General features: G+C 45.6%; 12 protein-coding genes. 9 read left to right on the forward strand and 3 right to left on the reverse strand.

Translation table 11 applies throughout. The annotated features are described in order from the left end of the window. Positions 1-25 precede the first annotated feature (25 nt). The 3 genes from BLU98_RS16195 to BLU98_RS16205 are packed head-to-tail and all read right to left on the reverse strand — an operon-like array spanning position 26 to position 3,225. A complete protein-coding gene (locus tag BLU98_RS16195; RefSeq protein WP_092726804.1) occupies positions 26-1,228 on the reverse strand; it encodes an efflux RND transporter periplasmic adaptor subunit in 1,203 nt (400 codons plus the stop codon). Positions 1,229-1,253: 25 nt separating this feature from the next. Continuing rightward, the gene (locus BLU98_RS16200; protein ID WP_092726807.1) at positions 1,254-2,600 is read right to left on the reverse strand and encodes a TolC family protein; all 1,347 of its coding nucleotides are present in this window, start codon (positions 2,598-2,600) and stop codon (positions 1,254-1,256) included. Beyond that, positions 2,593-3,225, reverse strand: coding sequence for a TetR/AcrR family transcriptional regulator (locus BLU98_RS16205; protein WP_092726809.1), 633 nt, complete (start codon positions 3,223-3,225; stop codon positions 2,593-2,595). The genes BLU98_RS16200 and BLU98_RS16205 overlap by 8 nt, the downstream gene beginning before the upstream one ends. Positions 3,226-3,446: 221 nt before the next feature. Between BLU98_RS16205 and BLU98_RS16210 the strand changes: the two genes are divergently transcribed. The 9 genes from BLU98_RS16210 (at position 3,447) to BLU98_RS16250 (ending at position 12,529) form a co-directional block, all read left to right on the forward strand. Beyond that, entirely contained in the window at positions 3,447-4,085 is a 639-nt protein-coding gene (locus tag BLU98_RS16210) for a DUF502 domain-containing protein (protein ID WP_092726812.1), read from the forward strand. Positions 4,086-4,153: 68 nt separating this feature from the next. Next, a complete protein-coding gene (serC, locus tag BLU98_RS16215) occupies positions 4,154-5,227 on the forward strand; it encodes a 3-phosphoserine/phosphohydroxythreonine transaminase (protein WP_092726842.1) in 1,074 nt (357 codons plus the stop codon). Between the two features lie 71 nt (positions 5,228-5,298). Next, a complete protein-coding gene (locus tag BLU98_RS16220; RefSeq protein ID WP_092726816.1) occupies positions 5,299-5,928 on the forward strand; it encodes a TetR/AcrR family transcriptional regulator in 630 nt (209 codons plus the stop codon). 39 nt (positions 5,929-5,967) lie between these two features. Further along, on the forward strand, positions 5,968-7,293 hold the full coding sequence (locus BLU98_RS16225; RefSeq protein WP_092726820.1) for an inositol-3-phosphate synthase: 1,326 nt from the start codon (positions 5,968-5,970) through the stop codon (positions 7,291-7,293). Beyond that, entirely contained in the window at positions 7,290-7,742 is a 453-nt protein-coding gene (locus tag BLU98_RS16230) for a phosphatidylglycerophosphatase A family protein (protein WP_092726822.1), read from the forward strand. Before BLU98_RS16225 ends, BLU98_RS16230 begins: the two co-directional genes overlap by 4 nt. Positions 7,743-7,745: 3 nt before the next feature. After that, a complete protein-coding gene (locus tag BLU98_RS16235) occupies positions 7,746-8,117 on the forward strand; it encodes a GtrA family protein (RefSeq protein WP_092726824.1) in 372 nt (123 codons plus the stop codon). Positions 8,118-8,122: 5 nt separating this feature from the next. After that, positions 8,123-10,684 (forward strand): DUF5686 and carboxypeptidase-like regulatory domain-containing protein, encoded by a 2,562-nt coding sequence (locus tag BLU98_RS16240; RefSeq protein ID WP_092726826.1) that lies wholly within the window; start codon positions 8,123-8,125, stop codon positions 10,682-10,684. An 80-nt stretch (positions 10,685-10,764) separates the two neighbouring features. Then, positions 10,765-12,060, forward strand: coding sequence for a DUF4833 domain-containing protein (locus BLU98_RS16245; RefSeq protein ID WP_092726828.1), 1,296 nt, complete (start codon positions 10,765-10,767; stop codon positions 12,058-12,060). 1 nt (position 12,061) lies between these two features. Further along, the gene (locus tag BLU98_RS16250) at positions 12,062-12,529 is read left to right on the forward strand and encodes a hypothetical protein (RefSeq protein WP_092726831.1); all 468 of its coding nucleotides are present in this window, start codon (positions 12,062-12,064) and stop codon (positions 12,527-12,529) included. Positions 12,530-12,602: the final 73 nt, after the last annotated feature.

Consider the following 12,602-nt stretch of genomic DNA (forward strand, 5'->3'; position numbering starts at 1 on the left):
TTTGGTATTGGTCTTAGACAGTGGGTTATTTATTTTCCGTTGTGATGAGCTGACCTTCATACAGGCTCTGGAAACCATCAGTAACGATCAGGTCTCCTGTTTGCAGTCCTGATTTGATTTCCATTTTATCGCCATAGAATTCACCAATTACTACCGGTCTTTTGTGAGCGATCATTTTGCCATTTTCTTTAACAGCCACCATTACGTATTTGCCTTTATCGTCCGATTGGATGGTATTGACAGGAGCGGTGATGGATTGTGGTTTGGTGTAATCCTGTATCTGCACAAGCGCCACCTGGTTGGGATGGAACGCAGCATCGGAAGGTATCCTGGCTTCTGCAAAGAAACTCCTGTTGGTAAGATCGATGAGTTTACCGGCCACGCTGATTTTGGCATCGAGCGTGCGATTGATATCTGGCAGGTTTACTTTTACTTTAGTGCCTACAGCTACTTTGCCAAGATAGTTTTCCGGTACCTCTGTGGTTACTTTCAGGTCGGATGTGTTCACGATCTTTATTTGCGGACTGGTACCGGCAATACCTGCAAAGGTTTCACCCACGCGGATGTTCACATCTTCAGCCACACCATTCACATCGCTGTAAATAGAAGTATAATTCAGTTGCTCTTTGGCGATCTTGATTTGTTCATCGCTGGCTTTCATCTGGCTCTCCACATTGTCAACATTGTTCTTAGCAGTGATGAGTTGTACTTCAGTACCGATGTTCTGGTCCCAAAGGTTTTTCTGCTTCTGGTACAAGTTCTTCAGGTAAGCCAGTTGTGTTTTGAGTGTCTCCTGGTTCTGCTGTGCTGCGGCCAGGCTCTGGCGAGGGATGGCGTCTTCGAGTTTCAGCAGCAGCTGGCCTTTCCTCACCACGTCGCCTTTTTTCACATACACCGCTTTCACTACACCGGGCGCGCCTTTAGGAGCCACATAAGAAATATTCACCGCTTCAACCCTTCCCTGTAGGTCAATATAATGCACAAAGGTTTCGGGCTGGATGGCAGCAATGGTTACCAGTTTGGCCTTTTCTTCTTTGGCTGCGGCGGGATCGGTTTTGGCGAGTTCTTTTTCCAGTGTTTCAATTTGAGCATTGATACCGGCCTGCTGTTTTTTGAGTTCGGCCAGTTTTGCCTGTTTTTCACTGGTTGCATTGTTGTCTGACTTGGCTCCGCAAGATGCCAGGGTAATAGCGGTTGCCATGAGCGCCAGTTGTGCTATCTTTTGCATATACTCGGTTTTAGGTTGGTAGTGATTATAATTTTCCTATTGCTTTCAGGTAATCCACCTTCGCAATGATGGCGGTATACAAAGCGTTGATATAATTAGTTTGAGCAGTAACGAGATCTGTTTGGGCAGAAGTGATTTCTGTATTCGAGCCCGAACCTATTTCGTATTTCTTTTTGGTCTGGTTGTACACATCTTCTGCCAGGTCCATGTTCTTCTTCTGGTAATTCATGGTGGAGATGGCAGAACGGAAATTGATCCTGGCCTGCGCTACTTCATTGTCGATAGACAATTGCAGATTATCGATCTGGTTATTGGTTTGCGTCAGCTCCATCCTGGATTTTTTGATCCTGGAATCTTTGGCAAAACCATCGAAAATAGGAATGGAGATATTCAGTCCCACATACGAAGTGGTGAACCAGTCGCCTTTCCCAAAAAAGTCGAATTCATTGCGCTGGGCATTTTTGCTGTAAGCGCCGGTCAATGAAAGCGTGGGGAAATAGCTGAGTTTGTAACGCTTGATGTTGAACTCGTTCAGTTTCTTGGCCAGTTGCAGGTATTGAAATTCTTTTCTGTCGAAGTATTGGTAGCTGCTGTCATTCGTAAAATCTTCCTTAATCTGGTCATCTGTGATTTTTTCGGTTAGCACGAGACTGTCTTTGATGGGCATGCCCATAAGCGTTTTCAACCCCAGGTAACCAATATCGATATTGTTGAGCGCCTTGGTTTTTTCAGTTTGCAGATTGGCAACCTGCACGGCGATCTTGTCGAGATCCAGTTTTTCTGCAAAACCGTTTTTATACAACTCGCGTGTATCATGATCCAGTTTGTTCAACCGGTTGATATTGGCATCGAGCAGCGCGATCTGTGTTTTGCTTACAACGAGCTGGTAGTATATTTTATAAATATTGGTCTTGATGGCTTCCTCGGTTACTTCCGCAGATTTTTTTCGCCATTCCAGGGAAGTGGCCCTTGCCTGCAGACCAATGAATACCTGTCCGTCGAACAACAACTGCTGCAGCTGTATGCTGGCGGTGGAATTGTATTTGGTACCGAACTGAACCGGGATATAGGTTCCGCGCGGTTGGCCGAACACTTCTCCTGGCAACAGTGAAGTAGGGATCTTCAGGTAATCTGTTGCTCCGATCGATCCTGTTACGCTGGGCAGCGCTGCAGAAGTAATATCCCTGTTGCTCTGCTGCTGGATGCTGATGTCGAGCAGGGCGTTCTTTACCTGTACATTATTCTTGTGTGCATATTCCACAGCCTGCTGAATGGAAAGTTCATGTATGGCCCCCGGTGCTTGTGCAAAACCCGTGCTGCTGAACAATGCCAGACAAAACAGCCAAATGGTTGTTGATCCTCTTTTACTCATAGGTTACATTTTTTGTCTTTAATCGTTGTTGCTTGTATTTCTGGATGAGCTTCAGTCCTTTCGCCGTTACCAGTCCGTATAAAAAATTATCCGTGATCTCTTCCATCACCTGCGGCAATGTATACTTTCCTGGAGAGAACAACGCCGGGTTGAACAAAAGGAATGTAGTGGCCAGCCGGTAACGGGTCATGATATCCGTATTGATCTCGGGTCGGTACAACTCATCTCTAATGCCTTTTTCCAAGTTGCTTTTGATCACATCATACAGGAAGCGGTTCTTGTGCTCGCTGATTTTCTGAAAAACCCTGGCATGATATTTTTCAAGATCGAACATTAGCGATGGATTCATGCTTTTGAGTAACTCTTGCAGCATTTCAACGGCCAGGAAAATCTCATGAATGGGATTCTCTGATTTCTGGCGGTAAGCGGTACAGTCCTCCCTGGTCCTGCTGATCTCAATGTCTATCACACTTTCCACCAGCGCATCTTTATCGGCAAAAAACTGGTAAATGGTCTTTTTGCTCATGCCCAGGTGGTTGGCAATTTCGTCCATGCTTACGCTACGGATACCATAGCGCATAAACAGCTCGTGTGCTTTCAGTACAATTCTTTCTTGTATGTCCATAACTCACATTTCGGGCTGTAAAACTATGGAAACTTTAATCGTTGCTAAAGTTTCCGGCCTTTTTCCCTCATTTTTTGTGTTGAACGGTTGAAAAATAAGATGAACGCAAACTGGGAGACGTACCAGCTTACCCAATATTGTATTTTAATGGCCGTTTTTTGAAAAGAACGGTTCCGGTGCTATTAAGAAATCTTCTGTAGATTGCATACAAATTGAATGCCATGAGCAGGCTGAAACCCAATGTACGCAACTATCTGAAGAAACTTTTGCAGTTGTTTTTACAAGGGTTGATCGTACTGGCGCCGATAGGCATCACACTGTGGGTAGTAGTGGGCCTTTTCAAGCTGGTAGACGGCTTTTTACCCAACCTGGTGAATGCCTTGTTTCCCGATCTGTTAAAAAAAGACATAGCCGGCAATGTGACCAGTCTGCCTGGCCTGGGTTTTGTGGTGGTAGTGGCCCTGGTATTATTGGTAGGATGGTTGTCATCACTTTTTGTGGTGGGAAGATTGGTAGCGGTATTGGATACCGTATTGGAAAAAACACCGGGTATCAAATTCATTTATTCGTCGGTGAAAGATTTCCTGGAAGCTTTTGCAGGTAATAAGAAAAAATTCGACAAAGCCGTTCTGGTGAATGTAGATGCGCCCAATGTATGGCGTATCGGTTTCATGACGCAGCAATCGGCTCGCGAATTCGATCTTGCCGATCATGTAACGGTGTATGTGCCGCATTCTTATGCCATATCGGGCATTACGTATATCGTTCCCCGCGATCATATCCGCCTCATCGATAAGGTGAGCGCTGCAGATGCTATGAAGTATGCGGTATCGGGTGGTGTAACAGATGTGCATGAATAATTTTGCTCCGGACTTTAGTCGGGAGCAAAAATGAAGAATATAGTATCTTGCGGCCTCAAGCAACCGAAATGAAACTTCACAACTTCAATTCAGGACCTTCGATCCTGCCACAACCAGTATTGGAAGCAGCTTCCAGGGCTATCCTCGATTTCAATGGCACTGGATTGTCTATTCTGGAAATCGGTCATCGTACCGCCTGGTTCCAGGAAATATTGAATGAAGCTATTAGCTCCGTAAAAACATTGATGCAACTGGGCGATGACCATGAAGTGCTTTTTCTGCACGGAGGCGCTACCACACAGTTCATGCAGGTACCGATGAACCTGCTGGATGAAAATGCCATGGCCGCATACTGCGATAATGGTATCTGGGGAAACAAGGCACACAAAGAAGCGGCTTTGTTTGGAAAGGTGCAGGTAGTGTCTGATACGTCTGACCGCAAACACAGTTATATACAGAAAGATTTTGCTATTCCTTCCGATGCCAGCTATTTGCATATCACTACCAACAATACAGTGGAAGGTACACAGTGGCACCAGTTCCCGCAAACAGCAGTGCCGCTGGTGGCCGATATGAGCAGTGATATTTTTTGCAGGCCGATGGACTTCAACAAATTCGCGCTCATTTATGCAGGCGCGCAAAAGAATATGGGAGCCGCCGGTGTGAACATGACGGTCATTCGCAAAGACGTGCTGGGTAAGGTATCCCGGAAGATACCTGCCATCATGGACTACAGCAAACACATTGCAGCCGGATCGCTGATGAATACACCACCGGTTTTTGCAGTTTATGTGAGCATGCTTACGCTGCGCTGGATATTGAACGAAGGCGGACTGCCCGAAATGGAGAAAAGGAACCGCGCGAAGGCGGACTTGTTTTACAATACACTCGACAGCCTGCAGGAAGTGTACCAGCCGGTAGTTGCCAAAGAAGACCGCAGCTGGATGAATGCCATTTTCTTTTTACAGAAACCCTCTCTCGAAGAAAGCTTCCTGAATCTTTGCAAACAGGAGGGCATGATCGGCGTTAAAGGCTACCGTACTGTGGGTGGCGTCAGGATCAGCATGTACAATGCCCTCCCGCTGGAAAGCGTACAGACCTTCTGCGACCTGATGCGCCATTTTGCCTCCAAGAACGGATGATTTTGATAAACGGTTGTGCCGGGAAAAAGTTTTTGCACTAATTTTGGACCGAAAAACGATTTTAGTCGAAAATGATCACCTCACCCAAAGACGAACTGATCAGGGAAGAGATACTGAAAGTAGCGCAGAAGCTTTTCCAGCAATATGGTCTTAAAAAGACCACGATGGAAGATATTGCCAAAGCACTGGGTAAGGGGAAAAGCACATTGTATTATTATTTCTGCAGCAAGGAAGAAATATTCGATGCGGTGATCATGAAGGAAATGGATGAAGTGTTCCACCAGGTGATGCAGGCTGTGAACCATGCAGTTACCGCAGAGGAGAAGCTGAAAATGTTTGCCGTTACCAAGATCAAGGCGCTGCAAAAAAAATCAAATCTTTATAAGATCGTCAGGGGCGAATTACAGGAGAATATGCGGTGCATGAAACACATGTACCTCGCATACGACCAGCAGGAAACCAAACTGATGAAGAGTATCCTTTCATTCGGGCTGGCCAATGGCGAATTCGACAGGAGTATCGGTAAGGAGCTAGACCTGTTACCCTCGGTTATGGTGAGCTCGCTGCGCGGCATAGAGCGCGACATGTTCATCAACAATAAATACACTAAAATGGAGGCGCGGATAGGATCCATTGTTTCGATTCTGATACGCGGACTTAAAAAAGTAAAATATACACAGCCGCCAATCGTTCTATCATAGGTTGATTGGCGGATTTATTGAACGGTAAATACATAAAAAATGAAAGAACAGATTCAATCAGCGGATGGTAAACTGGGTATACTGCTGCCCGGTTTAGGTGCCGTAGCCACCACATTCATTGCCGGGGTAGCAGCCGTAAACAAGGGTCTGGCCCAACCCATCGGGGCGCTTACGCAGATGGGAAATATTCGTTTGGGTAAGCGCACGGAAAACAGGTACCCGCTGATTAAGGATTTTGTTCCTTTAGCCAACCTGCAGGACGTAGTTTTCGGCGGATGGGATGTATACGACGATAATGTGTATGAAGCAGCCATGAAAGCAAAAGTGCTGGAGCCTGCCTTGTTACAGGCCATCAAGCCGGAGCTGGAGGTCATCGTACCCATGAAAGCCGTGTTCGATAAATCTTATGTCAAAAATCTCGACGGACATAATATCAAAGAAGCGCCTACCAAATACGACCTGGCCAAAGCAGTGGCTGCCGATATTGAGCAGTTCAGCAAGACCAATGGTTGTAACAGGGTAGCGCTGGTATGGTGTGGTTCAACCGAGAAATACATTGAACAATCGGCTGTGCACGAAAGCATCGAAGCTTTCGAAGCAGGATTGAAAAATAACGATCCAGCCATATCGCCCAGCATGATCTATGCCTATGCCGCCATCAGGATGGGTATACCTTTTGCGAACGGCGCTCCCAACCTCACTTGCGACATACCTGCATTGATACAGTTGGCCAAAGAAACCGATACGCCGATTGGCGGAAAAGATTTCAAGACCGGACAAACATTGATGAAAACCATACTGGCTCCAGGTTTGCACGCAAGAGCACTGGGTGTTCGCGGCTGGTTCTCTACCAATATATTGGGTAACAGGGACGGACTGGTGCTGGACGATCCGGATAATTTCAAAACAAAAGAAGTATCTAAACTGAGTGTATTGGAAGATATTTTACAACCGGAGATCAATCCAGGATTGTATGGAGAACTGTATCATAAAGTGCGCATCAATTATTATCCTCCGCACGGTGATAACAAAGAGAGCTGGGACAATATAGATATTTTCGGATGGCTTGGATATGGCATGCAGATCAAGATCAACTTCCTCTGTCGCGATTCTATCCTGGCAGCTCCTATCGTGCTTGACCTGGCATTGTTCATGGACCTCGCCAAGCGCGCAGGTATGACAGGTATCCAGGAATGGTTATCGTTCTATTTCAAATCGCCGCAAACAGCGCCAGGCCTGAGACCGGAACATGATATTTTCAAACAGTTGATCAAGTTGCAGAATACGTTGCGTCATCTTATGGGAGAAGACCTGATCACCCACCTGGGATTGGATTATTACCAGGACCTGGTTGAAGCATTATGATCACCATCAGTAAACTGGTCGCCAGTTGCTTTGGAATAGGATATGTCCGCGGAGGAGGTACCATTGCTGCTGCGCTAACTGCCGCAGTATGGTACCTGACCCCGCTGAAAACAGCGGGCTACACGACTGGTCTCATAGTTGCAGTGATCGTTGTTTTTGCAGGCACCTGGGTTGCATCGAAGACCGAAAAAGATTGGGGAAAAGACAGCAGCCGTGTAGTGATCGATGAAGTGGCAGGTATGTGTGTTACGCTGTTGTTCGTGCCGGTAAAATTTTGGTATGTGATAGCAGGACTGATCCTGTTCCGTTTTTTTGATATTGTAAAACCGCTGCTGATCCGTAAAACAGAATCACTGCCCGGAGGCTGGGGTGTGATGGCCGATGATGTGGTTGCAGGTATATACAGTAACCTGCTGCTCCAACTTGTGTTGTGGTTCAACTTGTTTTAAACGATGGTTACTTTTATAAAAGCACAGGCCGCTTCGCTGGCCGCCACCATAGTGGATTTCGCTGTCACCATCATTTTGGTGGAAGTGTTTCACTGCTGGTACCTGGCTGCAAGTGTGATCGGTACCATCAGCGGAGGAGTTGCCAACTTCGTGCTGGGAAGGAGATGGGTATTCAAGGCAACGGAGAAAGGCATTCCTATACAGGCGATCAAATACCTGCTGGTATGGATGGGCAACCTGGTATTGGTTTCGGGTGGTGTATATGTAGTTACGAACTATGGAAGAATAAATTATGTGTTGTCGAAGATTCTGGTATCAGTAGTTATAGGCGCTACCTATAATTACCTGATGCAAAAGAGATTCGTGTTTAAATAGTTGTTATGGAAAGGAAAAGGACCCTGATAAAATATTTATTTTCCTTACTGTTCTTGTTGTTGGGCTTTGCTTATGCAGCAGTATCACAAACCGTGATACAAGGAAAGGTCGTTGATACAGTTACCAAACAACCACTGCAGTATGTGAGCGTGGTATTCAAAGGAGGGCGCGGAACAGTTACCGACAGTCTGGGTAATTATACACTCCAATCAACTGGTAAGATATCCAATCCTACTATTCAGATTTCTTATGTAGGATATATCACCATTTCAAGACCTATTGCAATAGGTAAGGAGCAAACCATCAACCTCGAAATGGAGACGGACCCCCGTGCCGTGAACAATGTAACCGTTACTACTAATAAGCGGGCGAAATACAGGAATAAGAATAACCCGGCGGTTGAGCTCATCAGGCGCGTGATCGAAAATAAACCGATCAACCGCACGGAACGGTATAACTATCTCCAATACGACCAGTACGAAAAACTGGAAGTATCACTCAGCAGTATTCCCGAAAAAATAACGAACAGCAAACTGTTGCGCAAGTACCAGTTCTTATTCGATAACAAGGATACTGTATCTGTTCGCGGCAAATCGTTGATGCCGGTTTACCTGGAAGAGACATTGTCGAAAAAATATTATCGCCGTAACCCAGAAAAAACCAAAACCATTGTCACCGGCCAGAAGCAGGTGAACTTTGGTGAATACATCGATAACCAAGGAGTAAGCAGTTACCTGAACAGGTTGGTAATGGATGTGGATATATACGACAACAATATCCCGCTTTTCACGTACCAGTTCCTGAGCCCCATTGCCGATCTCGGTCCCACGTTTTACATGTATTATATCAAGGATACAGTAACCGATGAGAATGGCAGGAAGCTGATCAAAATGTATTTCACACCCAGGAATACCAACGACCTGCTCTTCAGGGGTAATATGTACATCACGCTCGATGGAAACTATGCCGTTCAGAAACTGAATATGTTCATCAGCAAAAACGCCAACCTGAACTGGGTGCGTGAACTGCATATCGACCTTGATTTTGAAAAAAGCGAGGATAGCCGTTACCATATCAAGAAAAGCAGTGTGATGGCCGAAGCCGGTATTACCAAATCGGGGGCCAGCGGTTTTTATGGCAGCAGAACTGTATCGTATAAGAACTATGTAGTGAACAAACCATTGTCTGATAGTGTATACAATGGACCTTCACTGGTAAAACTGGATAAGGCCGGGCTGCATACCGACAGCTTCTGGCTGGCCAACCGTCACGACTCACTTACACATACCGAATCGAAGATATACAGCAATATCGATAGCCTGGAAAAAATGCCTTCGTTCCGGAGAGCTATGGCTATTGCTACTTTGCTGGTTGCGGGGTATACCTCTTTTGGTCCGTTTGAAGTAGGACCTGTTAATGCGTTCTACAGTTTCAATCCCATTGAAGGATTCAAGTTGAGACTGGGCGGCAGAACCACGCCTAAGATGAGCAAACGCATTTATTTTGAAACTTATGGCGCTTATGGATTCAAAGATGAGAAATGGAAATATTTCCTCAGCGGAACTTATTCCATCAACAATAAATCGATCTATGAATACCCTTTGAACTTCATCAGGGCCAGCTACCAGAAAGATACCAAGATACCCGGCCAGGAATTGCAGTTTGTATCGGAAGATAATTTCCTGTTGTCTTTCAAAAGAGGTAAGAACGATAAACTATTGTACAACGATATCTTCAAACTGGAATACATACATGAACTGCCCAGCCATTTGTCGTACACTTTTGGGTTCAAGCATTGGCAACACCAACCCGCGGGAGCTATCAGTTATAGCAAAGTAGATACTACCGGGACGGTGGCCGTAGATCATATCACCACCACCGAACTCTCCGGTGAATTGCGCTGGGCGCCGCATGAACAATTTTACCAGGGTAAAGTGTATCGTATTCCCATCATCAATGAATATCCCATTTTAACACTGCGTTTTACGGCAGGTGTGAAAGGATTGTTTGGTAGTGAATACAATTACCAGAACCTGAACCTGCGGGTAGAAAAGAGGGCTTATATGTCGCAGTTGGGTTACAGCGACCTGGTGTTGGAGGGCGGTTATATTTTCGGACAGCTTCCTTATCCACTTATGACCATTCACCGTGCCAACCAGACTTATGCTTACCAGTTGAATTCATATAACCTGATGAACTTTATGGAGTTCGTAAGTGACCACTATGCAGGTGTTACCATCGATCACCATTTCAATGGGTTGATCTTTAACCGGATCCCTTTGATGAGAAAGCTCAAATTGAGGGAACTGTTGTCGGTGAAAGTGTTGTACGGAGGTGTCCGGGATGAAAACAATCCCAACCTGAACCCTGCTTTGATCAAGTTTCCTTCCCTGGAAGGAACTACAACGAGTTTCTCACTTTCCAAAGAACCTTATATCGAAGGCAGTGTAGGAGTGGGTAATATATTCAAACTGATCAGGGTAGACCTGGTGAAACGATTCACTTACCTGAACAATCCTTATATCGCTACGATCGGTGTACGGACCAGGTTCAAGTTCGATTTTTAAAACGAGTTGGAAAGCTGTGGTTGATGATTACAGCTTTCTGGTTAATATATTTTTATTTTGTATTGAAAAGTGCATGATTCATGGAAAAGGCGCCGCTTAGAGTAAGATTGCAGAAAGGCATTTATGTTGTGATAGACCCTTTTGTGAAACTGTTGATCAAAGCAGGACTCACCCCCAATGCTGTTACCACTATTGGTTTCGCGTTGAATGTGGGTGTAACCATTATTTTTATCAGGGGCGGTGAACGCGGAAACCGTGGCGATCTTTCTTATGTGGGCTGGGCCGGTGCGTTGATTTTGTTTGCAGGCCTGTTCGATATGCTCGACGGACAGGTGGCGCGTTTGGGAAATATGAGCTCTTCATTTGGTGCTTTATACGATTCGGTGCTGGACCGTTACAGTGAGTTGGTGATGTTCTTCGGTATCTGTTATTATCTCGTGGCGCATCACTATTTTCTCAGCTCCATTTTTGCTTTCATTGCCATGATCGGCTCTATGATGGTAAGTTATACGAGGGCAAGGGCGGAAGGATTGGGCATACAGTGTAAAGATGGGTTGATGCAAAGGCCCGAGCGGGTGATCCTGATCGGGATTACTGCGATTGCCTGTGGCATCACGGCTCATTATATTGGCGGCGATCATAAATGGTATATTCCGGGTGTTTCTTTCCATGTGCTGGAAACTATGTCTATTTTTACTGTTCCCATTACAGTGATGGCGGTACTCACCAATCTCACTGCCATCAATCGTTTACGGCAGGCTGGGAAAGCGCTCAACCATAGAGATGCAGGTCAAAAGCTGCTACTGCTGGCGGGCCTGCTGGTATTGGGTATAGCAACGCAGGCTCATGAAGCACCCCGTAAAACTGTGAAGCCAATTGCAAGCGCCGCGGTGATCGATCCGCAAGACACTTTCCCGGTTCCCAAAGGCAATGACAAGCAATTGTTTTACCTGCAACGCACATCGAATACCAACACCATCATTTGTGAGCTGAACCTGAACAGCAAAGGAGAGCTGGATGAAGACAACCCCGTGCATGTATGCTGGATACGCTATCCGGAAGGAGGGATGAGAAAAGAGCTCAACTATATCCAACGCATTTTCGCTTACGGCATCAGGTCGCAGATGGAATCGGCCGGCAAATACAAGCTGCATTTCGTATCGTATAGAAAGCAGACTTTATACCTCATGAAATCGACGCACGACAATAAATTCCACGTTTACACCCATATCAACCAGAAAATGGTGGTACTGAACAGGATTTTCATTCGCGTCGACCCGGGCGGTACTTTCTGGTCGCCCAACATCATTTACATGGAGTTGAAGGGTAGGGATGAAGCGACTGGTAAAGAAGTGATGGAACGATTTAAACCCTGATATGCAAAGACCTTCTTCCCTTACTACTGCTTCTTTATTCACACGAAAAGACCTGCTGCTAACGGGTACTTTGTCTGTTGCTTATCTTTTACTATCGTCATTTCTTATTGGATTCAAATCTGAGCAACTGATACTGGTAGCATTGTTCAACACGCTTTACTACCTGTCTCCCGCCACCCGCAAGTTCATCACCGGGTTTTCCATTTTCATGATCTTCTGGATCATTTTCGATTACATGAAGGCATTTCCCAATTACCATTACAATACAGTGCATATAGAAAGCCTGTACCAGGCAGAAAAAAAACTGTTTGGCATCTGGCAAGACGGCCGGCTGCTGACACCCAATGAATATTGGTCTTTGCACCGTTATACCCTGCTGGATATAGCTGCGGGCATCTTTTATCTCTGCTGGGTACCGGTGCCATTGGCTTTCGCCAGCTTTTTATTTTTTAACGCGTTGTGCTATTGAAAAATATTTGATAATCAATGAAGCAAAAAATGTTGTGTCGTTGTCTAGGTAAGTGACCAAACCAACCAAAACA

It is taken from the genome of Hydrobacter penzbergensis, assembly GCF_900106985.1.
GTDB classification, from domain to species: Bacteria; Bacteroidota; Bacteroidia; order Chitinophagales; family Chitinophagaceae; genus Sediminibacterium; species Sediminibacterium magnilacihabitans.